This is a genomic window from Streptomyces sp. NPDC059003 (assembly GCF_042740445.1).
Lineage (GTDB): Bacteria > Actinomycetota > Actinomycetes > Streptomycetales > Streptomycetaceae > Streptomyces.
The window spans coordinates 15,575-35,110 of sequence record NZ_JBHYJH010000076.1; the positions used below are offsets into that span (position 1 = coordinate 15,575).

General features: G+C 71.4%; 26 protein-coding genes. 25 read left to right on the top strand and 1 reads right to left on the bottom strand.

Translation table 11 applies throughout. From position 1 onward, the window contains the following. Positions 1 to 33 precede the first annotated feature (33 nt). The 5 genes from ACFWZ5_RS24950 to ACFWZ5_RS24970 all read left to right on the top strand — a co-directional run bounded on the left by ACFWZ5_RS24950 (position 34) and on the right by ACFWZ5_RS24970 (position 2,321). Complete coding sequence (locus ACFWZ5_RS24950) at positions 34 to 870, top strand: hypothetical protein (RefSeq protein WP_384793637.1); 837 nt, start codon at positions 34 to 36, stop codon at positions 868 to 870. A gap of 1 nt (position 871) precedes the next feature. Then, complete coding sequence (locus ACFWZ5_RS24955) at positions 872 to 1,015, top strand: hypothetical protein (protein ID WP_384793640.1); 144 nt, start codon at positions 872 to 874, stop codon at positions 1,013 to 1,015. A 7-nt stretch (positions 1,016 to 1,022) separates the two neighbouring features. Next, positions 1,023 to 1,544 (top strand): hypothetical protein, encoded by a 522-nt coding sequence (locus ACFWZ5_RS24960; protein WP_384793643.1) that lies wholly within the window; start codon positions 1,023 to 1,025, stop codon positions 1,542 to 1,544. After that, positions 1,541 to 1,957 carry a hypothetical protein gene (locus ACFWZ5_RS24965; RefSeq protein ID WP_384793647.1) on the top strand — a complete coding sequence of 139 codons (417 nt, stop codon included), beginning with the start codon at positions 1,541 to 1,543 and terminating at the stop codon, positions 1,955 to 1,957. Before ACFWZ5_RS24960 ends, ACFWZ5_RS24965 begins: the two co-directional genes overlap by 4 nt. Before the next feature lie 163 nt (positions 1,958 to 2,120). After that, entirely contained in the window at positions 2,121 to 2,321 is a 201-nt protein-coding gene (locus ACFWZ5_RS24970; protein WP_384793650.1) for a hypothetical protein, read from the top strand. 68 nt (positions 2,322 to 2,389) lie between these two features. Here ACFWZ5_RS24970 and ACFWZ5_RS24975 read toward each other — a convergent pair whose 3' ends face one another. Further along, positions 2,390 to 2,914 (bottom strand): hypothetical protein, encoded by a 525-nt coding sequence (locus tag ACFWZ5_RS24975; RefSeq protein ID WP_384793654.1) that lies wholly within the window; start codon positions 2,912 to 2,914, stop codon positions 2,390 to 2,392. Positions 2,915 to 3,561: 647 nt separating this feature from the next. On the opposite strand from ACFWZ5_RS24975, the gene ACFWZ5_RS24980 reads away from it, so the two are divergent. Genes ACFWZ5_RS24980 through ACFWZ5_RS25075 form a run of 20 tightly spaced genes read left to right on the top strand, consistent with a single transcriptional unit; the run spans position 3,562 to position 19,534 of the window. Beyond that, positions 3,562 to 4,035, top strand: a complete 474-nt coding sequence (locus tag ACFWZ5_RS24980) for a hypothetical protein (protein ID WP_384793657.1) — start codon at positions 3,562 to 3,564, stop codon at positions 4,033 to 4,035. Beyond that, entirely contained in the window at positions 4,022 to 5,659 is a 1,638-nt protein-coding gene (locus ACFWZ5_RS24985; protein WP_384793660.1) for a hypothetical protein, read from the top strand. The genes ACFWZ5_RS24980 and ACFWZ5_RS24985 overlap by 14 nt, the downstream gene beginning before the upstream one ends. Before the next feature lie 11 nt (positions 5,660 to 5,670). Beyond that, entirely contained in the window at positions 5,671 to 7,185 is a 1,515-nt protein-coding gene (locus ACFWZ5_RS24990; protein WP_384793663.1) for a phage portal protein, read from the top strand. Further along, on the top strand, positions 7,182 to 8,126 hold the full coding sequence (locus ACFWZ5_RS24995) for a hypothetical protein (protein WP_384793666.1): 945 nt from the start codon (positions 7,182 to 7,184) through the stop codon (positions 8,124 to 8,126). The genes ACFWZ5_RS24990 and ACFWZ5_RS24995 overlap by 4 nt, the downstream gene beginning before the upstream one ends. Before the next feature lie 45 nt (positions 8,127 to 8,171). Then, positions 8,172 to 8,921, top strand: a complete 750-nt coding sequence (locus tag ACFWZ5_RS25000) for a hypothetical protein (RefSeq protein WP_384793669.1) — start codon at positions 8,172 to 8,174, stop codon at positions 8,919 to 8,921. A gap of 15 nt (positions 8,922 to 8,936) precedes the next feature. Beyond that, on the top strand, positions 8,937 to 9,779 hold the full coding sequence (locus tag ACFWZ5_RS25005; RefSeq protein WP_384793672.1) for a P22 coat protein - protein 5 domain protein: 843 nt from the start codon (positions 8,937 to 8,939) through the stop codon (positions 9,777 to 9,779). 15 nt (positions 9,780 to 9,794) lie between these two features. Continuing rightward, on the top strand, positions 9,795 to 10,163 hold the full coding sequence (locus tag ACFWZ5_RS25010; protein ID WP_384793675.1) for a hypothetical protein: 369 nt from the start codon (positions 9,795 to 9,797) through the stop codon (positions 10,161 to 10,163). A 1-nt stretch (position 10,164) separates the two neighbouring features. Beyond that, the gene (locus ACFWZ5_RS25015; RefSeq protein WP_384793679.1) at positions 10,165 to 10,500 is read left to right on the top strand and encodes a hypothetical protein; all 336 of its coding nucleotides are present in this window, start codon (positions 10,165 to 10,167) and stop codon (positions 10,498 to 10,500) included. 12 nt (positions 10,501 to 10,512) lie between these two features. Beyond that, on the top strand, positions 10,513 to 11,109 hold the full coding sequence (locus ACFWZ5_RS25020) for a hypothetical protein (protein WP_384793682.1): 597 nt from the start codon (positions 10,513 to 10,515) through the stop codon (positions 11,107 to 11,109). After that, positions 11,106 to 11,435, top strand: a complete 330-nt coding sequence (locus ACFWZ5_RS25025) for a phage head closure protein (protein WP_384793685.1) — start codon at positions 11,106 to 11,108, stop codon at positions 11,433 to 11,435. Before ACFWZ5_RS25020 ends, ACFWZ5_RS25025 begins: the two co-directional genes overlap by 4 nt. Positions 11,436 to 11,447: 12 nt before the next feature. Continuing rightward, positions 11,448 to 11,774, top strand: a complete 327-nt coding sequence (locus tag ACFWZ5_RS25030) for a hypothetical protein (RefSeq protein ID WP_384793688.1) — start codon at positions 11,448 to 11,450, stop codon at positions 11,772 to 11,774. Beyond that, positions 11,774 to 12,151 carry an HK97-gp10 family putative phage morphogenesis protein gene (locus ACFWZ5_RS25035; protein ID WP_384793691.1) on the top strand — a complete coding sequence of 126 codons (378 nt, stop codon included), beginning with the start codon at positions 11,774 to 11,776 and terminating at the stop codon, positions 12,149 to 12,151. Before ACFWZ5_RS25030 ends, ACFWZ5_RS25035 begins: the two co-directional genes overlap by 1 nt. After that, complete coding sequence (locus tag ACFWZ5_RS25040; RefSeq protein ID WP_384793694.1) at positions 12,151 to 12,276, top strand: hypothetical protein; 126 nt, start codon at positions 12,151 to 12,153, stop codon at positions 12,274 to 12,276. The genes ACFWZ5_RS25035 and ACFWZ5_RS25040 overlap by 1 nt, the downstream gene beginning before the upstream one ends. A 5-nt stretch (positions 12,277 to 12,281) precedes the next feature. Continuing rightward, positions 12,282 to 12,494, top strand: coding sequence for a hypothetical protein (locus ACFWZ5_RS25045; protein WP_384793697.1), 213 nt, complete (start codon positions 12,282 to 12,284; stop codon positions 12,492 to 12,494). Further along, a complete protein-coding gene (locus ACFWZ5_RS25050; protein ID WP_384793700.1) occupies positions 12,491 to 12,892 on the top strand; it encodes a DUF3168 domain-containing protein in 402 nt (133 codons plus the stop codon). The genes ACFWZ5_RS25045 and ACFWZ5_RS25050 overlap by 4 nt, the downstream gene beginning before the upstream one ends. Positions 12,893 to 12,903: 11 nt before the next feature. Then, entirely contained in the window at positions 12,904 to 13,326 is a 423-nt protein-coding gene (locus ACFWZ5_RS25055; protein WP_384793703.1) for a phage tail tube protein, read from the top strand. Position 13,327: 1 nt separating this feature from the next. Further along, the gene (locus ACFWZ5_RS25060) at positions 13,328 to 13,693 is read left to right on the top strand and encodes a hypothetical protein (RefSeq protein WP_384793706.1); all 366 of its coding nucleotides are present in this window, start codon (positions 13,328 to 13,330) and stop codon (positions 13,691 to 13,693) included. A 32-nt stretch (positions 13,694 to 13,725) separates the two neighbouring features. Next, the gene (locus tag ACFWZ5_RS25065; protein ID WP_384793714.1) at positions 13,726 to 14,037 is read left to right on the top strand and encodes a DUF4035 domain-containing protein; all 312 of its coding nucleotides are present in this window, start codon (positions 13,726 to 13,728) and stop codon (positions 14,035 to 14,037) included. Positions 14,038 to 14,061: 24 nt separating this feature from the next. Beyond that, positions 14,062 to 16,194 (top strand): hypothetical protein, encoded by a 2,133-nt coding sequence (locus ACFWZ5_RS25070; protein ID WP_384793716.1) that lies wholly within the window; start codon positions 14,062 to 14,064, stop codon positions 16,192 to 16,194. 10 nt (positions 16,195 to 16,204) lie between these two features. Continuing rightward, the gene (locus ACFWZ5_RS25075; RefSeq protein WP_384793719.1) at positions 16,205 to 19,534 is read left to right on the top strand and encodes a hypothetical protein; all 3,330 of its coding nucleotides are present in this window, start codon (positions 16,205 to 16,207) and stop codon (positions 19,532 to 19,534) included. The last annotated feature ends 2 nt before the right edge of the window (positions 19,535 to 19,536 follow it).

Sequence of the window (19,536 nt, forward strand, 5' to 3'; positions counted from 1 at the left end):
ACCGCCACCCCTGACTCAACCAGGAGGACGGCTATGGCAAATCCTGCCATGCCCCGGCGCGCCCTGAGCGCGCTCGGCCGGATCTTCCGGCCCACCCGCACCCGCCCCGCACGGCCCGGCACCGCCCCACTCTGGGTACGCGGCCTCACCGCAGGCGGACGCCCCATCGTCCTCGCCGTCGCACTCCTCATGTGCGCCCCCGGTGAGTACCACCTCGCCCGCACCGCAGGCTGGGACGAGCGCTTCGCCTACGGCATGCCGGTCGTCCTGTCCGCCTACGCGGGCATCGCCTCCGCCGTGGCCTCCACCCGCCGCAAGGGCGACCGCGGCCGCTGGTCCGCCATCATCGGCGCCTGCCTCGCCCTCGGCCTCGCCATGGCCGCACAGGTCGTCTCCCACCTCATTGGCACCGGCCACGTCACCGCGAACCAGCCCGTCCTGATCGCCGCGACGTCGCTCGTGCCCCCGGCCGTCGTCGGGCACCTCCTCCACCTCGCCGCCACGCCCCCAGACACCCCGGACGCTGCCCAGGACGCCCCACCGGCCCCCGCCGCCCCCAGCGTCCCCCAGCGCCCCGCTGTCGTCCCGCCCGGCGCCCGCCTGCTGCCCCTCGTCGCGCGACCCGAGCGCGCCACGCAGGACGCCCAGGACGCCCCCGAGACGGACGAGGACGCCGATCACCGGCCCCCGCCCCCGCCCGTCCTGTTGACGTCCAGCGAGGTCGCCAAGCGGTACGGCGTCGACCCATCCACCGTGCGCTCGTGGGTGCACCTGGAGCGCATCCCGGTCCACACCAAGGACGCCCGAGGACGCAACTGGTTCGACCAGGACGCCCTCCCTGCCACGGCGCCAACGGCCGCCACGGCCTGACGTGCTCGCGGCGCTCTTCCCTGCCGCCGTCCTGGTCGCCGTCTTCGGCCTCTGCGCCGTCGCGCTCCGCGACGTCCCCCGCATCACCGGGACCGTCGCCCTCATCGTCACCCTCGCGGCGCTCGGCGTCGCCATCCTCCGCTGAGGACCCCATGACTCCACTCGACATTCCCGTCTACACCGCTGTGTCCCTCGGCGGCGTCACCGTCGGCCTGTCCCTGGCCGCCTGGGACATCACCCGCTGGTGGGCCAGCCACAAGAAGCGCCTCGCCCTCAAGGCACTGCGCGACTTGGCCCCGTTCGCCCTGTGCATGCTCTACGGCGCACTCCTCGTCCTGTCCGCAGGCGGCATCATCGGCGGCGCCGCCGACTGGTCCCTGTGGGGCACCAACCAGGTCGGCGAGATCGGCCTCGTCTACGGCGTCGGCGGCACCAGCCCCGACGTCACCCGCACCTCCCAGCTCGCCCTCACCCCCGGCGGGCACTCCGTCGTCATCATCCTCACCGTGGTCGTGGCCGCCGTGACGAGCCGCCGCGGCATCAACTGGCGCTTCGTGCGCGGCATCCTCGCCGGAATCAGCCTCGGCCTCGCCAAGAGCATCGCCGGAGCCGTCGGCTACCTCGCCGCCCCCGTCGTCTCCACCGCCGGCGACTACGTCGCGGGGCTCGTGTGAGCGGCCGCGCGGCCACCGCGGGCCGCCGCCTGTGCCGCGGCACCTGGCTCGGCATCGAGGCCTGGGGGCGCTGGCAGACGGCCGCCGACCACGCACCGCGCGAGCGGACCCTCGGCGCCATCGCACGCGCCGCCGGCGTCGCCGTGCGCCGCCTGGTCCTCGCCGTCGGCGCCGCCGTCTTCTACGGCCTGCTGCTGACCCGGGCCCCACACCTGATCTACGCCGTGCCCGCCGTGTGGCTCTACGGCGCATGGCAGATGTCCGATACGTCCGCCCCTCCCCCGCCGGAAGGGGTTCCCCCTCGGGGCGACGTCTTCGCAGGTGAGACAGGCGAAGTTGAGCGAGTGGAGCCGATCGCGGAAGGGGTTGGCTTCATCGTGCACCCAGTGCGTGAAGAGGTGAACGACAAGTGATCCACAGGCTGTTGATGATCCTGTCCGCCACCGACTTCCGCACCTACTACTGCGCGAGCTGCGGAGGCTGGTACCCCATCAACCACTTCTGCGAGTGACGTGAACCGCTGCGTCCCGGCCCCGCCGCAACCCTGCACGGCGGGGCCCGACGCATCATGGGGCCATGGAGTCGCTGACCATCCGACCCGGCCACCTCACCGCTCACCAGACCGCGACCGTCCTCGGCATCACCCTCGGCGGCGTCCGCCAGCTCGTCCGCCGCGGCCAGCTCACCCGGGCCGGCGGGACACCGCGCCAGCCCTGGTACACGGTCGCCGACGTCCAAGCCCTCGACACCAAGCGCCGCACCCGCGACGCCGCTTGACCGCAGGTCAGGGCCGTGTCACGATCTCGGTGTACAACTGTGCCCTCAACCGGGGCCTGCCCCGTGTCTCATGGCTGTGTGCCCGGATCGCGCCTGCTCCTCTGGATGAGGAACTCGGTCAGCTGCTTTTTATGCTGTGCCCATTCGTTCGCTACCTCCATCGTGAAGTGAACCGGGAAGAAGAGAACGGCGCAGAAGCTGGCCATCGTCCCAACGAAGGCGAATAGGCCCATCACCGAAGCAGCGGTGCCTTGTATGGGCGAGATCAGCCAGAGCAGGGAGCCCGCTTCGAGCATCAGAAGCAGGACGGCAAGCCCGGAGTAGCGGACCCAATACCTCTTCATCACAGCCAAGTGCCCCGGAGCGATTACCGCTCTGGTGGTCAGCAACGTTTCGACTCGCTCGGCCAGATCTGACGACACGTCGCTCCCTCCGGAGCCGATCTCCCGCAACACATCATCCATTTCCCTGAACACTGCGTCGTCAAGCGGAAGCATCCTCCGGGTCAGCTGCTGGACTTCCACGACAGCCACGAGCCACAGAACTGGAACGACAGCGGCCACGGTGGCCGCCATCGTGTCGTTCATCTCCATCTGAGCAGTCTGCAGCAGCGGGTCGTCGCATCGCCTCTTCGCGCACTCGAACTGATGAGGTGCCTATGCCCCGCAGAGCCAGACAGGTGTGCCCCACCCCCGGATGCCCCACCCTCACCACCGCAGGACGCTGCGACGCCTGCCAGACCCGCGCCACACGCGCACGCGCGAGCGCCACATATAAGGGCTACGACGCACGATGGGAACGCACGCGCGCTGCTTACCTGCGGGCACACCCGTACTGCGAGTGCGACGAGTGCGAGGCCCTACCCCCGCTGCTCAGACCTAGGGCCGCTGAGGTCAACCACCGCGACGGACTCGGACCCCTAGGGCCAAGGGGCCATGACTGGGCGAACCTCCAGGCCATGACCAAGGCTCACCACTCACGCGAGACAGCGAAGCACCAGCCCGGAGGCTGGAACGATCGCACATGGTGACACACAGGCATCAATGCAGGTCAGGCACCATGCGATGAGTGAATGTGCAGGTCAGAGGCTCGGGCCCGGGTGGGGGTGGACCCCCGTTGACCTGGGGTGCCGGAACGCCGGGGAGGGCTCCGAGGAGTCTGCCAGGTTCAGAACGCCTTGATCGTCACGCAAGGTGACGGACATCGGTGCTGCGCAACGCAGCGACGAGGAGTGATCGCTATGCCCCGTGGTGGAGCCCGCGTCGTGTCCGGCCCGCCGCCGGACCCCAACGCGCTGCGCAGGAATCGCCCGTCCGACAAGGCGGGCTGGACGACGCTTCCGGCCGCGGGCCGCAGTGGCCCGGCGCCGGTGTTCCCGCTGGAGATGATGACGCCGCGCGAGGACGAACTCTGGGTGGACCTGTGGTCGCGGCCGCAGGCCGTCGCGTGGGAGGCCCTGGAGCAGACCTACGAGGTCGCGCTGTTCGTGCGCACGCTCGCGCAGGCGGAGAAGCCCAACGCGCGCGTGGACGTGCAGCGCATCATCCGCAGCTACCTGGATTCGCTCGGCCTGTCCGTGCAGGGCATGCTGCGCAACCGGTGGAAGATCGGCCCGGCCGCTGAGCCGGACGAAGGCCCGCCGGCGGGGGAGGTGGCGCCGCGGCGCCCGAGTGCGCGGGACCGGCTCAAGGTCGTACCCAGTGAAGGCGCCTGACCTCGGGTTCGTTGTCGATTTCCCCACTCTGTGGATCGTCCCCGACTGGATCGAAGCGCACTGCCCGGTGCCCGATGGGTTCCGGGCGGGCGAGCCCCTCGAGCTGTACCCGTGGCAGCTGTGGTGCACGGTCAACCACTACCGCGTGAAGCCGGAGGCGACGCGCGGGCAGCTGGCCCCGGCGTTCCACTACCGGCGCTCGCAGGTGGTGGCGCCGCAGAAGACCGGCAAGGGCCCGTGGTCGGCGACCCTCGTCCTGGCCGAAGCCGCGGGCCCGGTCGTCTTCAACGGGTGGGCCCGTGGCGGCGAGCGGTACCGGTGCGCGGACCACGGCTGCGGCTGTGGCTGGTGGTCGGAGTACGAGCCCGGGGAGCCCATGGGTACCCCGTGGCCGACCCCGTTGATCCAGCTGACGGCGACGTCCGAGGACCAGGTCGCCAACGTCTACCGGCCGCTTCAGGCGATGGTGAAGCAGGGCCCGCTCGCTGAGCAGCTGCGCGTGGGCGAGGAGTTCGTGCGCATCGGCGACCGTGGCCGCATCGACGTCGTGACGTCCTCGGCGCTGTCCCGGCTCGGCAACCCGATCACGGCGGCCGTGCAGGACGAGACGGGGACGTGGACCGAGGCGAACAAGCTGCGCCGAGTCGCCGAAACGCAGCGGCGCGGCCTGGCCGGCATGGGCGGGCGGGCGCTGGAGACGACGAACTCGTGGGATCCGTCCGAGGATTCGGTGGCGCAGCGCACCAGCGAGGCCAAGGCGCGCGACATCTTCAAGTACCACCCGCAGGCGCCCAAGACGCTGTCCTACGGCAACAAGCGGGACCGGCGGAAGATCCACGCCACGGTGTACGCGGGGTCGACGCACGTGGACCTGGACGCGATCGAGGCCGAGGCCGTCGAGCTGATGGAGAAGGACCCGGCGCAGGCCGAGCGGTTCTTCGGCAACCGCTGCGTGGCCGGATCCGCGGGCTGGCTGGGCGGGACGAAGTGGGCAGCGAAGGCGAAGCCGCGGCGGGTGCGCGCGTACACGCGGATCGTGCTCGGCTTCGACGGCTCGGACATGGACGACTGGACCGCGATCCGCGCTGAGACGATGGACGGCTACCAGTTCACGCCGGTGTTCGGAGCGAACGACGAGCCGACGATCTGGAACCCGGCCGACTACGGCGGCCAGGTCCCGCGCGCCGAGGTCCGCGCCGCGATGGACCAGCTGATGGCCCGCTATGACGTGGTGCGCCTGTACGCGGACCCGCCCTACTGGGACACCGAGGTTGATGAGTGGGTGGACCTGTACGGCGAGGAGCGGGTGATCCGCTGGTACACGCGCCGCATGATCCAGATGCACGCGGCGTGCGAGCGGCTGAAGACCGATGTGGTCAAGCGGAACACCGGCGGGACCGCACGCGCGGCGAGCTTCACGCACGACGGCTGCCCGCTGACGGAGTCGCATGTGGCGAACACGCGCATGGCCGAGCGGCCGTCCGGCTTGTACGTGCTGCGCAAGGCATCTCCGGCGCAGAAGATCGACGCCTGCGTGGCGTCCGTCCTCGCGCACGAGGCGCTCGGCGACGTCATCGCGGCGGGTCTGGCGGAGAAGGCGGAGAGCTACTTCTACTCGGCGTGAGGGAGGTTCGTATGGCCTCCCTGGCGCAGGCCCTGGATCTGGTGCAGCTGCTGGAGTCGGAGCTGATCCGGCGGCGGGCGGAGATCGACCGCAACGACGAGTACTACCGGGGCAAGCAGCCGCTGCGGTTCGCCTCGGAGGAGTTCGCGAAGTTCCACGGGGACCGGTACCGCGACTTCAGCGACAACTGGGTACAGGTCGTCGCCGATTCTCCCGTCGAGCGGCTGACCGTCACCGGCTTCCAGGCCTCCGGCGAGCAGAAGGCCGACACGGACCTGTGGGAGGTCTGGCAGCTCAACGGGCTGGACGCGGACAGCCAGCTGGGGTTTCTCGGATCGATCAACTCCGGGCGCACGTTCGTGCTGGTGTGGGGCGACCCGGACGACCCGGACGTGCCGGTCGTGACGTTTGAGGACGCTGGGCAGTGCATCGTCGCCTACGAGCCCGGCTCGCGCGTGCGCCGGCGGGCCGCGTTGAAGCGCTGGCAGGACGGGCACCGCGACTTCGCCACGCTCTACTTGCCGCACGAGGTGTGGAAGTTCGAGCGGCCGCTGTCCCGGCAGGACAAGAGCCCGCAGATGGCGGACGTCGACCAGGCGGGCATCTGGCTGCCTCCCCGGGCGGGGCGGCGCCGCAGCGTGTGGGAGGTGCGCGACGAGGAGCGGCTGGGCGAGCCGAACCCCCAGCCGAACCCGATGGGGCTGGTGCCGATGGTGGAGCTGCCCAACAAGCCGATGCTGACCGACGACCCGATCCCGGATGTGTCCGGGGTGACGGCGATGCAGGACGCGATCAATCTGCTGTGGGCGCAGATGTTCACCGCCTCCGACTACGCGTCGTTTCCGCAGCGCGTGGTCATGGGCGCCGAGCGCCCGATGATCCCGAAGCTGAACGCCGCCGGGGAGATCGTCGGCAAGCAGCCTGTGGACTTGCAGAAGTTCGCTGTCGAGCGGGTGCTGTGGATCACCGGCAAGGACGCGAAGATCGCTGAGTGGCAGGCCGCGAACCTGGCCGCGTACTCCGAGATCATCGAAGTCGCCGTCGGCCACCTGGCCGCGCAGACCCGCACCCCCCAGCACTACCTGATCGGCAAGATGGCCAACCTGAGCGGTGACGCCCTGCTGGCCGCCGAGACTGGCCTGGTCAAACGCGTTACCGAGAAGCATCTGTGGCTCGGCCAGGGCCTGCGCGAGGTCGCCCGGCTGATCTGCCTGGCCCGCGACGAGACGGCCAAGGCCCGCGCCATGCGCGCGGGCGCGGTGCTGTGGGCGGACGCGGAGTCCCGTTCCTACGCGCAGCTCGCCGACGCGCTCGTGAAGCTGAAGGACATCGGGTTCCCCTTCGAGTGGCTCGCCCTGCGCTACGGCCTCACGCCGACCGAGGTCGCGAACGTGGTGGCGATGCGCGAGCGGGAGATGGAGATGGACCCGGTCGGCGCCGCCGCGCAGCTGCTCACCCAACGCCCCGCCCCGGGCGCCGAGACGGACCCAGACGAGGACCCGGTGGCGGAGGAGGCAGCACCGTGACGCCGCCAGTGTCCGCGCAGCAGCACCAGGTGCAGCGCGCCGCGCAGGCAGCAGCTGCGGCGGCCGCGGTGCGCGCGGTGTGGTCGGGCGTCGACGAGGACCGGCTGGAGGCCTCGTGGCTGTTGCGGGCGCCGCTGGCCGCCGAGCTCATCCGCGCCGGGCAGCTCGCCGCCGCGGCCTCGGCCGAGCCGTGGCTGACCGCCGAAGCCGGTGCGGGCGAGGGCGCCGTGAACGCGGAGGCTGCGGTGGCAGCGACCGGGGACCTGACGGGCCCGCTGCTGTATCCGCTGTTGATCGCGTTCAATCGGATCGCCCGCGGCTTCAGTACGGCGTTGTCGATCCTGTCGGGGGCGGCGTTCCTGGAGATGGTGACGCGCTCGCTGATCGCGGACGCGGGCCGGATCGCGGACATGGCCGGGATGATCGCCCGGCCGCGTGTCGTGTCCTACGTGCGCGTCGTCGAGCTGCCCGCGTGCGCCCGCTGCATCATCCTGGCCGGACGGGAATACAGCCTGTCCGAGGGGTTCCTGCGGCACCCGCGGTGCGACTGCACGATGGCCCCCAAGCGGCCCGGCGACAGCTGGGTGCCCGCCCTGCCGGAGGACCTGGCCGCGCAGATGACCGAGGGCCAGATGCGGCGCGCGTTCGGCGAGGCCGGCGCCCAGGCCATCGCGGATGGCGCCGACGTCGCGCAGGTCGTCAACGCCCGTCGCGGCATGACGACGGCGGCGCGGTACCGGCGCACCGTGCAGGCCACCACCGAGGGCACCACCCGGCGCGGCCTGTACGGCTCGCGCCGCTCGAAGTTCGAGAAGATCCCGGGTTCCCGGTACGCGCGGGCGACGTCGCCGCGGCTGATGCCGGAGGAGATCTACCGCCTGGCCGACGGCGACCGCGCGCACGCGATCCGCCTGCTGCGCCGTAACGGCTACCTCTTCTGACCTGGCGCAACGCCCGGTCCCCACCACCCGCAACGGGAGATCACCATGCACGCACCCCTGCCCGCGCACCCGCGTACCGGCGCCCGCGCGCTGGGCTGGCGCAAGGCCCGCCCCGGCGAGGACGAGGACGTCCTGTACCCGATCTGGCCCGTCCTCGGTGCCTCCGACGACGAGGACGAGGACGAGGACGGCGACGGCCAGGGCGACGACGGCGAGCAGGAGGACGCCGACGACGAAGGCAGCCAGACGGACGACGACGGCGGCGAGGACGACGCGGACCCGGAGGGCGCCGACCAGCTCGGCGACCGCGGCAAGCGGGCCCTGGCCGCGATGAAAGGCAAGTGGAAGTCCGAGCGGGACAAGCGGCGCGCGCTCGAGACCCGCATGGCCGAGCAGAGCCAGGACGACGACGCGGTCACCAAGGCGACCGCGGCCGCAACGGCCGCAGCCAACACCCGGATCCTCAAGGCCGAGGTCCGCGCCGCCGCCAAGGGCCGCCTGGCCGACCCCAAGGACGCGCTCACCTTCCTCGACCTCGACCAGTTCGAGGTCGACGAGGACGGCGCGATCGACGAGGACGAGATCGCCGAGGCGATCGAGACCCTGTTGAAGAACAAGCCCTATCTGGCCGCTCAGAGCGGCCGCCGGTTCCAGGGCACCGGTGATGGCGGAGCAGCGCGCAAGGCGGGCCGTCCGAAGCAGCTCGGCGAGAAAGACCTCAAGAACATGAGCGCCGACGACATCGTCAAGGCCCAGGACGCGGGCCAGCTCGACGACTACCTCGGCGCCGGATAACCCAAGGAGGGCCCCGTGGCCATCACCCGCTTCAGGCCGGAAGTCTGGAGTGCGCGACTGCTCGTCGCCACCCGGACCCGGCTCGTCTACGCGCAGCCCGGCGTCGTCAACCGCGACTACGAGGGCGAGATCTCCGAGTCCGGCGACACCGTGCGCATCACGTCGATCTCGGATCCGACGATCGGCACGTACACCCCCAACTCGACGGTCATCACGCCCGAAGAGCTCACCGACGCGCAGCGCACGCTGCTGATCGATCAGTCGAAGTACTTCGCGTTCAAGGTCGACGACGTCGACAAGCGCCAGGCCAAGGGCAGTGTCATGCCCGAGGCCATGAACCGCTCCGCCTATCAGCTCGCCCGCGTCGCCGACTCCTACGTGGCGAACCTCTACACGCAGGCCGCGGCCGGCAACCAGCTCGGCACGGTGGCCGTCACCACGGCGGACCTGGCGTACACGCAGCTGCGGCTGCTGAAGCTGAAGATGGACGAGGCCGACATCCCCGATGAGGGCCGCTACGTCGTCGGGCCGCCCTGGTTCTTCTCCCTGCTGCTGGAGTCCCCCAAGTTCCTGGACGCCTCCGCGTCCGGCACCACCGAGCCGCTGCGCAACGGCTTCATCGGCCGCACGCTCGGCTTCAACCTGGCGCAGTCCAACCAGGCCCCCAACCCCACCGGCGACGACTTCGTCGTGCAGGCCGGTGTGCCGGAGGCCATCTCCTACGCCGAGCAGATCAACAAGACCGAGGCCTACCGGCCCGAGTCGAGCTTCTCGGACGCCATCAAGGGCCTGCACCTGTACGGGGCCAAGGTGATCCGCCCCACCCACCTCGTCACGCTGCTCGCGTCGAAGACCTGATAGGAGCCCGCCACCATGGCACGTACCGCTGTCCCGTACAGCAACCTCGTTCCCAACGGCAACCTGGCGCAGCCCGCGGGCACCGCCCTGGACGCCACCAACGACCACGTCATCAACAGCGCGGTGCCCGAGCTCACGGTGCTGCGGGTGACCAACACCGACGGCTCGCCGCACACCGTGACCGTCAAGGCCGGGGACAACCCGCCCGCGCTCGCGGCCGGGCAGGGCGACCTGACCGTGTCCGTCGCAGCGACGACCGGCGTGCAGCTGATCGGCCCCTTCGAGTCCGGCCGGTTCCTCCAGGCCAACGGCACGATGGAGATCGACATCGAGGCCTCCCACGCCGGAACGATCACCGCGCTGCGCGTCCCGAGGAACACCTGACATGGCAGAGACGATCTACCTGCGCGGAGAGGGCGGCGGCATCCACGCCATGGACCTGCCCCTGCACGAGTCGATTCAGCAGCGTCTGGAGCGCGGCCAGCTGCGCCGCGTCAACGCCGACGGAACCCCCCTCACCGCCCCGCCCGCACCCGCGGACGCTGACGCCGAGGAGGGCGGGGACCGGCCGGAGCAGGCCGCCGCGGCGGCCGGGCGGCCTCCGGTCAACGCCCCCAAGGCGGACTGGATCGCCTACGTCGTCTCACAGGGGCAGCTGTCCTTCGAGGACGCCGCGAACCTGACCAAGGCCGACCTGGTCGACCTCGCGGATGCGAGCTGAGGGGAGGCCGCCGTGGCACTGCAACCGCTGGCGACGGTGGCCGACCTGGAGGCCCGCGGCATGCCCATCGCCGCCGAGGAGGTCGCCGTCGTCGGCGTCTTCCTCGAGGAGGCCTCGGCCGCGGTCCGGGAAGCCACCGGCGTCCCGATCAGCCAGACGACGTCGACGCTCACCCTGGAGGGCCCGGACGACTCGCAGTGGCTGCACCTGCCCGGCCCGCCCATCCAGTCCGTCGCGTCAGTCGCCATCGACGGGCAGACGGTCTCCGACTGGAAGCTGCGCGATCACAAGCTGTGGCGCGCGAGCGGCTGGCGCACCAGCTGCGAGCCTTCCAATGTCGACGTGGTGCAGACCCACGGCCTGCCCACGGTGCCGGCCGACCTCGTCGGCCTGGTGTGCCGGATCGCCGCCGCGGTCCTCGTCGCCCACCGGGCGCAGCCCGACGGCGAGGGCCTGGCCGCGCGTGACGTGCGCGCGGAGCGGATCGGGGACTACTCCGTGACCTACGGCGACGACGGCCGCATCACCGAGATCGAGCTGCCGCAGTATCTGCGCGAGCAGCTCGCCGCCCGCTTCGGCGGCGGCATCACGCTGGTGAGGTCCCGGTGAGCCGCGTCGGCCACCTGCTGAACGCCCGCGTCGAAATCTGGCGGGCGACCACCACGGACGACGGGGGCGGCGGGCAGGAAACCACCTGGGTCCACCAGGCGACGCCCCGCGCGCGGCTGTCGCAGCCCTCGGCGCGGGAGCGGCAGGCCGCCGACCAGGCCGAGGCCGACCTGACTCACATCGTCTACCTGGCCCCGGGCGCGGACGTGCGCCGCGGCGACGAACTCCGCGCGCCAGCCACTGTGCTGGAGGTGACGGCCGTGTTCGAGCCGTCGGCGCCCGGCACCTACCTGAGGGCGGACTGCACCGCCCGCCAGCACGAGTAAGAGGAGTTCCTCATGGCCGTCCTGTCCGCGCAGTCCGTCGCCCTCGGCGGCCTGCAGCCCACCTACGCCAACGCCGCGGGCGGCGGCGATCAGGCACCCACCGGCGAGAAGCTGGTGCTGCACGTCCGCAACGACGACGCCTCCTCCAAGACCGTCACGCTCACCACCCCGGGCACGGTCGGCGGTCTGGCCATCGCCGATGCCGCGCAGACCATCCCCGCCGGCGGCGATGCGTTCATCCCGCTCAAGGGGACCTACCGGGACCCGGCGACCGGCCGCGCCTCCATCACCTACAGCGCCGCCACCTCCGTGACGGTCGCCGTCCTCCAGCTGCCCTGATGGCCCGCCGCGCCCGCCTGGAGGGCCTGGGCCGCGCGCTGCGCGCGGTCGCGCGCGTGCCCGAGGCGATGCGCGAGGCCCGCACCGAGACGCTGCACGAGTGGGCCGAGAACGTGCAGGACACGGCCGAGGACCGCGTGCCGCGCCGCACCGGCAACCTGTGGCAGTCCCTGGACCACCGCGTGTCCGAGCAGTACGGGCGGGCCGAGGTCGGCGTGTGGGAGGCCGACCAGCTCGAGTACGCCCTGTACGTCGAGAAGGGCACGTCCAGCATGGCCGATCAGCCCTACCTCGTGCCCGCGTTCAACGCCCACCGGCGCCAGGTCGTGCGCACCTACCGGGCCGCAGTCCGCCGGCACCTGGGCGGGGGTGCGTGATGCCCCTGCTCGACGCCTGGCGCCGCCAGCTGGCGCGCGCCCGGGAGAAGAAGGCCGAGGCGGAGCGGGACATCGCCCGCCTGGAACGCAAGATCGCCCGCGCCGAGGCACGGGAAGGGAGGTGAACGTCGTGGCTGACACCCCCCGCGAATTCCGTCTGCCCGTCTACATGCGGCTCGGCGACCAGGGCCGCGAGCAGCTGGTGGGCTACGTGGCCTGGGACCTCGTCAAGGACGAGGGGCACACGGACCTGGCCCGCCTGGACGCGGTCTACCCGCAGATGATGGACGAGAGCCCCGAGCTGCAGGCACAGGGCATCGTGCGCGCGGACGCCGCCCGGTGACGTCCGCGCTGTGGCCGCTGCAGACGGCCCTGTACGCCAAGCTCACTGGCCACGCCCCGCTCATGGCCCTCGTCTCCGGCGTGTATGACGAGGTGCCCGAGCAGGCCGCGCACCCCTACGTGTCGGTCGGCTCGATCACGGAGACCACCGACGACGCCCACAACCAGCGCGGCTTGGAGGTGGCCGTGGTGCTGCACGTGTGGTCGAAGTACCGCGGCTTCCGCGAGGCCGCCACCGTCCTCGCTGCCCTGGATGCGGCCCTGGACCGCCAGCCCCTGGCCGTCTCCGGCTTCCGGGACGTGTCCATCGCCCACACCCAGCACACCGAAGTACGCGACCCCGACCCCGACATCAGGCACATCAACGTGTCGTACCGGGTCTGGCTCACCAGGATCTGAAGGAGGAAGCCATGGCTGGACTCGACGCGTTCGGGACGCAGCTTCAGCGGGGCGACGGCGCCACCCCGACCGAGACGTTCTCGCCGATCGCGAACGTCACCGACATCACCCCGCCCGGCGTCGAGCGGGAAACCTACGACGTCACCGCCCACGACAGCCCGGAGGCATGGCGGGAGTTCATCGGCGGCCTCAAAGACGGCGGCGAGGTCGAGATTGAGATCAACTACGACCCGCGCGAGCACGACAGCCTGTTCGGCGACTTCTCCGACGCGCTGCCCCGCTCCTACAAGGTCGTGTGGCCCGGCACCCTCGGCTCCTGGGGGTTCGCGGCGATCCTGACGAACTTCGAGCCCGAGGCCCCGCACGACGACAAGCTCGCCGCGTCCCTCACGTTCAAGGTGTCCGGCAAGCCGACCATCACGACGGGGGCCTGACGTGGGATACCTGTCCGCAGAGCAGATCCTGGGCGCCGACGACCTCGCCTACGAGGACGTCGAAGTCCCGGAGTGGGGCGGCACGGTGCGGGTGCGGGAGATGCCCGGCACCGAGCGCGACAAGTTCGAGTCCCACTTCATCGGCAAGGACGGCGCTTCGGTGCGCATGGAGGGCATGGAGGGGTTCCGGGCCCGCCTGGCCGCCGCGACCATCGTCGACGAGAACGGCAAGCAGCTGTTCCGGTCGGCGGCCGAGGTCAAGCGGCTCGGCGAGAAGAACGCCGCTGCGTTGCAGCGGGTGTGCGACGCGGCGATGCGCCTGTCGAAGATGAGCGAGGCCGACGTGAAGGAGCTCGCGGGAAACTGAGGGCGCGGCCACAGCGGGCCTTCTACTTCCGCTTGGCCGCGCATCTCGGTGCCCGCTCCGTGCGCCACCTGCTCGCCGACATCGGCGCCGCCGAGCTCGCCGAGTGGCGCGCCTACGAGCAGATCAGCGGCCCTCTCGGCGGGGCCCGCGGGGACTACAACGCGGCCGTGGTCGCCGCCGCGATCGTGGCCGTGAACCGCGGCAAGAACCAGAAGGCGCCACCGCTGGCCGACTTCATCCCGCGCTGGGACCACACGCGCGTGCGCAAGACGCCGGAGGAGCTGTTCCGGCAGGCGATGGCCGCGAACACGGCCCTCGGCGGGCAGGTGATCACCCACAACTGAACAGCGGCGAGGGGGTGATGGCCTGTGGCCACGCTCGCCTCGATGACGGTCCGCCTCGGTATCGACACCGACAGCCTGACGGCCGACGCCGAGAAGGCCAAGGGGGTCCTGACCAACATCGGCAAGGTCGTCGGCAGTCTGGCCGGAGCCCCCGCCGCAGCCGCGATCGTCGCCGGAGTGGGGGGCATGGCGGCTGCGTTCGCCACTGCGGGCATCGCCGCCAAAGCGTTCCAGCTGGCGGTTGGCCCGCAGATGGAGTCGGTGGCCGAGGCCGCCACCCTTGCCGAGGAAGCCGAGAAGGCGGCCGCGGCCGGCGCCGAGGACGCCGCCGAGAAGCAGAAGGCCTACACCGACGCGCTCGCGGCCATGCCCCCGCACACGCGGGCGATGGCCAAGGAGTTCATCGGCCTCAAGAAGGACTACTCGAGCTGGTCCGACAGCCTCTCGTCGAGCACCATGCCGGTGTTCACCAAGGGCCTGCAGGTCGCCCGGCGCCTGCTGCCGCTGCTCACCCCCTTCGTCAAGGAAGCCTCCAAGGCCTTCGGCCAGTTCATCGACGAGATCGATCGCAGCACTCGGGGCAAGGGACTGGAGTCGTTTGCCGAGTCCCTTGCGAAGATCGCCGGTCGGAACCTCAAGAGTCTCCTGAGCGGCCTGAAGAACATCGCGGTCGGCATCGCCGGAGTGATCAAGGCTTTCATTCCGCTGTCCGACGAGATGTCCGGAGGGTTCGAGGAGAGCACGGCCGCGTTCGCCAAGTGGGGCCAGGGCCTCGGCCAGTCCCAGGGATTCGCCGACTTCATGACGATGGTCCGTCAGGGGACGCAGACCCTAGGCGTCCTCGCGCAGGCCGCTGTACGCCTGCTCGTGGCGCTCGCGCCGCTGATCGGTGTCACCGCGACCGTCGCGATGGGCCTGGCGGGCATCATCGAAGCCCTGCCCCCTGGAGTGATCACGGCGCTGGCCGGGGCCATCCTGACCGCGGTCGTCGCGTTCCGGACGTTCAAGGCTGTCTCGGACACGGTGGATGTCGCCACCGACCTGATGAACTCCCGCCTCGGCCAGCTCGCCCGCGGCTGGGTCCGTACCGCGGCAACCAGCGTCGCCGCGCAGTCCCGTATCGCCGCCCGCGCCGTCGTCACCGCCACGCGCACCGCGGCCGCGTGGGCGATGGCGGCCGCCCGCGCGACCGCGACGTGGCTGGTCACGATCATCCGTGTCGCCGCCGTGACCATCGCCCGCTTCGCGCTCATGGCCGTGCGCGCGATCGCGTGGGCCGCCGTGATGGCCGCTCAGTGGCTGATCGCCATGGGCCCGATCGGCTGGGTGATCGCCGCCGTGATCGCCCTGGTGGCGCTGGTCATCGCCAACTGGGACAAGGTCAAGGCGTGGACGCTGGCCGCCTGGACGGCCGTGCGCACCGCGGTTGCCATCGCGGTCCAGGGCGTGCTGGCCGCAGTCGCCTGGCTCGCCCAGATCCCCGGGTGGATCCTGGGCTGGTTCAACAGCGCCAAGGACTTCGCGGTCCGGGCCATGACTGCCCTCGTCGCCTGGCTCGCCGGGCTCCCCGGCCGCGTCCGCTCGGCCATCGCGGGCCTCCTCGGCGTCCTGCGCAACACCGCCGTGACGGCCTTCACCGCGTTCCGTGCAGCTGCGGCCGCCCGCGTGACGTCGTTCCTCGGCCTGGTCCGCAGCATTCCGGGCCGGATCTCCTCGGCCCTCGGCTCCCTGAAGAGCCTGCTTGTGGGCAAGGGCAAGGATCTGGTCCGCGGCCTGTACAACGGCGTGAAGTCCATGGGCGGCTGGCTCAAGAGCAGCCTGATGTCCTTCGCCAAGAGCATCATCCCGGGCCCGATCGCGAAGGCCCTGCGCATCGGCTCGCCGAGCCGCCTCATGGCCGATCAGATCGGCCGCTGGATCCCGCCCGGCATCGCACAGGGCGCCGAGGACGCGGCCCCTGCCATGAACCGCTCGCTCGCCGGGCTCGTCGACGTGCCCGGCCTGACGTCGGTATCCCGGCCCGGTGCCGCCGGAGGCGCCCGGCAGGCCGTCGACGTGCGGATCACCGTCGACGGCCCCGACGCGGTCAAGCGGCTCATCCGCTCCATCGTCAAGAACGACGGCCGCGGCGACGTACAGACCGCCTTCGGCAGATAGGGGCCCCCACGTGGCGTTCCCCAGCACTCCGCTGGACATCCGCACCGACCTCCAACTGGCAGGCGCGTGGACCAACATCAGCGGCGACGTGTACGTACGCGACCCCAAGGTCATCGCCGTGGGCCGCCGGGACCAGGGCGCCCGCACCGACCCCGGCGCCCTGTCCCTGACCATCAACAACGCGGGCGGCAAGTACAGCCCCCGCAACCCTGTGAGCCCGCTGTACGGACTGATCGGCCGCAACACCCGCGTCCGCGTGTCCGTGCCCGGCACCATCCGCTACCTGGATCTCACCGGGAACCCCGACTCCTACGCTTCCACCCCGGACACGGCGGCCCTCGACATCACCGGCGACCTCGACATCCGATGGGAGGGCGAGGCCTCCTGGTACGCACCGGGCGCCCGCACTCTGATCGGCAAGTGGGAGACAACCGGCGACCAGCGCAGCTACCTGATGCGGATCCAGGACGGGCAGCTGTACCTCTCGTACAGCACCGACGGCACGCTGGCGCAGGCCTTCTTCCACGCCCGCACGCTGCCCGCCCTGCCGCGTCGCGCCGCGCTGCGCGCCACCCTCGACGTCGACAACGGCGCCGGCGGCCGCACCGTCCTCTTCTACTGGGCGTCGACGCTGGCCGGGCCGTGGACGCAGTTCGGCACCACGTCCACGCTCACCCCCGCCATCGCCGTGCACGCAGGCACGGCACCCCTCACCATCGCCCCGACCGACCTCACCTCCTCCACCGCGCCGCGGCGCCCCCTCGAGGGCCGCGTGTACGCCGCCGAAGTCCGCTCGGGCATCGGCGGCACCGCCGTCGCGAACCCGGACTTCAGCGCGCAGGCGGTCGGCGCGACCGGCTTCACCGACGCCGCCGGGCGGGCGTGGACGCTCACCGCGGCGGCGGCCATCAGCGACCGGGAACCGCGCTTCGTCGGCGAAATCGCCTCATGGCCCACGAAGTGGCAGCCCGACGGCTCCGACGTGTGGACCAGCGTCGAGGCCGCGGGCATCCTGCGCCGCTACGGCCAGGGCTCCAAGCCTCTCGACAGCACGCTGCGGCGCCGGATCCCGTCCGGGGCGCCGATCGCGTACTGGCCGATGGAGGAAGAGCGGGGGGCGAGCCGCGCCTACTCTCCGATCAAGGGCGTGAGCGCAGCCGCGATGACCGGGGTGGAGTTCGGCGCCGCCGACACGCTGCCTTCCTCGCGCGCGCTGCCTCGCCTCTCCGCGTCCGCGACGCTGTCCGCGATCGTGCCCACGCACCCTGACCCGGGCCAGTGGCAGGTCGAATTCGTGTACAACGCCGACGACAAAACCCCCAGCGGCTCCGGCCCATGGGCCGAGGTAATCGGCATCTCCACCACCGGCACGGTCCGCCGCTGGGTCATCGGCATGCGCTCCGGCTCCGCCCGCATCTACGGCTTCGACGCCTCCGGCACCGACATCATCTTCCGCACCGTCGGCCTCGGCTCGGACGTCTTCCACGGCTGGGTCAGGATGCGGTTCTGGGTGAGGGCCAACGGCAGCGCGGTCGACTGGCGCCTGGAATTCCAGGACGTCGGCGGCGATGCGGGCGGCCTCGGCGACACCCTCGCCGCCGCCACAGCGGGCCGCGTCACCGCCGTCACCGCCACCTGGAGTGCCCTCACCGAGGGCTGGTCCGTCGGGCACCTGTCCGTGCTGCCCACCGCCGCCAACAGCCTCTACACCGGCTCGGACAACGGCTACGCGGGTGAGACCGCGTGGACGCGCATGCTGCGCCTGGCCAACGAAGAGGGCGTCCCCATCGGCCGGATCGCGGGCCCGCTCACCCCTGAGCGGGTCGGGCCGCAGCGGCCCGAGACGCTGCTGTCCCTGCTGGAGGCGGCGGCCGACGTCGACGGGGGCCTGCTCCTGGAGGACCGCACGCGCGTCGGCCTCGTCTACCGCGACCGCTCCACCCTGTACACCCAGGACCCGGCGCTCACCCTCGCCTACGACGAGCCCGGCCTGGCCTACCCGCTCGAGCCGGTCGACGACGACGAGTCCGTCCGCAACGACGTTGTCATCACCCGCGAGGGCGGCTCGTCGGCGCGTGCCGTCCTCGACGAGGGCCCGCTGTCCGTGCAGGACCCGCCGGACGGCATCGGCCTGTACGACGAGGCCGTCACCCTCGACCTGGACGACGACGTCCAGCCCGGCCAGCACGCGCCCTGGCGCCTGCACCTGGGCACCTACGACGGTGCCCGCTTCCCCGCGGTGTCCGTCATGCTCCACAAGGCCCCCGCCCTCATCCCGGCCGTCCTCGCCCTGCGCGAGGGCGACGTGATCCGCCTGACCGGGCTCCCGCCGTGGGTGTCCTACGACGACGTCGACCTGATCGTGCAGGGCTGGCACGAGGTCGTCGATCTGCACAAGTGGGACATCACGTTCAACTGCTCTCCTGGCGGGCCCTGGAACACCGCCGTCGCCGACCACGCGGTGTACGGCAAGGCCGACACGGACGGCTGCGAGCTCCTCGCCGCGGCGACGTCGTCGGCGACCGAGCTGGACGTGGTGAGCGCGGGCCTGCCGTGGACGAGCGACCCGGCCGAGATGCCGATCCGCATCCGCCTGGGCGGCGAGGTCGTCGAGACGACCGCCGTGACCGCCCTGGCCGACACGTTCACGCGCACTGTGTCGGGAGGGTGGGGCACGGCGTCCAGCGGCCTGGTGTGGGCCACCGCGGGCGGGGCCGCCTCCGAGCGGTCCGTGGACGGCGCCCGCGGCGTCGTCACCCTGCCGAGCTCCGTGAGCAGCATCCGCTACCAGCACATCGTCGGCGGCGTGCAGGACTGCGAGGTCCGGTGCCGGATGCAGGCCGGGCAGGTCTCCACCGGCGCGAGCATCGTCCCGGCCGTGCTGCTGCGGTACGTCAACACCTCGACGTACTACCGGGCCCGCCTCCACTTCGCCGTCAGCGGCGACGTGTTCCTTTCGGTCACCCGCGACACAACGCAGGTCGGCGGCACACCGCAACTCGCCGGCGTCACGTACACGCCATCGGACGAGTTCGAGCTGCGCGTGCGCCTGGAGGGCCACCGCATCCTCATGCGCGCGTGGAAGGTCGCCACGCCGGAGCCGACCGTGTGGCAACACGACGTCACGATCACCTCGAACACGATCGCCGAGGGCGCCGTGGGGCTCACGTGCTCCGGCTTTGCGGGCAACACCAACACCTCGCCCCTCGTGCGGTTCGACAACTTCGAGGTCGTCGGCGGCCAGCGTCTGACGGTCACCCGCTCGATCAACCGTGTTGTGAAGGCGCACGCCGTCGGCGCTGGCGTGCGGCTGGCCCATCCCGCGATCGCGTCTCTGTAGGA

What these genes read in the sequence shown, in the direction of transcription:
- ACFWZ5_RS24950 (WP_384793637.1), top strand. Translation starts at nt 34, where the DNA reads ATGGCAAATCCTGCCATGCCCCGGCGCGCCCTGAGCGCGCTCGGCCGG.
- ACFWZ5_RS24960 (WP_384793643.1), top strand. Translation starts at nt 1,023, where the DNA reads ATGACTCCACTCGACATTCCCGTCTACACCGCTGTGTCCCTCGGCGGC.
- ACFWZ5_RS24970 (WP_384793650.1), top strand. Translation starts at nt 2,121, where the DNA reads ATGGAGTCGCTGACCATCCGACCCGGCCACCTCACCGCTCACCAGACC.
- ACFWZ5_RS24975 (WP_384793654.1), bottom strand. Translation starts at nt 2,914, where the DNA reads ATGGAGATGAACGACACGATGGCGGCCACCGTGGCCGCTGTCGTTCCA.
- ACFWZ5_RS24980 (WP_384793657.1), top strand. Translation starts at nt 3,562, where the DNA reads ATGCCCCGTGGTGGAGCCCGCGTCGTGTCCGGCCCGCCGCCGGACCCC.
- ACFWZ5_RS24990 (WP_384793663.1), top strand. Translation starts at nt 5,671, where the DNA reads ATGGCCTCCCTGGCGCAGGCCCTGGATCTGGTGCAGCTGCTGGAGTCG.
- ACFWZ5_RS25000 (WP_384793669.1), top strand. Translation starts at nt 8,172, where the DNA reads ATGCACGCACCCCTGCCCGCGCACCCGCGTACCGGCGCCCGCGCGCTG.
- ACFWZ5_RS25010 (WP_384793675.1), top strand. Translation starts at nt 9,795, where the DNA reads ATGGCACGTACCGCTGTCCCGTACAGCAACCTCGTTCCCAACGGCAAC.
- ACFWZ5_RS25015 (WP_384793679.1), top strand. Translation starts at nt 10,165, where the DNA reads ATGGCAGAGACGATCTACCTGCGCGGAGAGGGCGGCGGCATCCACGCC.
- ACFWZ5_RS25030 (WP_384793688.1), top strand. Translation starts at nt 11,448, where the DNA reads ATGGCCGTCCTGTCCGCGCAGTCCGTCGCCCTCGGCGGCCTGCAGCCC.
- ACFWZ5_RS25035 (WP_384793691.1), top strand. Translation starts at nt 11,774, where the DNA reads ATGGCCCGCCGCGCCCGCCTGGAGGGCCTGGGCCGCGCGCTGCGCGCG.
- ACFWZ5_RS25040 (WP_384793694.1), top strand. Translation starts at nt 12,151, where the DNA reads ATGCCCCTGCTCGACGCCTGGCGCCGCCAGCTGGCGCGCGCCCGGGAG.
- ACFWZ5_RS25055 (WP_384793703.1), top strand. Translation starts at nt 12,904, where the DNA reads ATGGCTGGACTCGACGCGTTCGGGACGCAGCTTCAGCGGGGCGACGGC.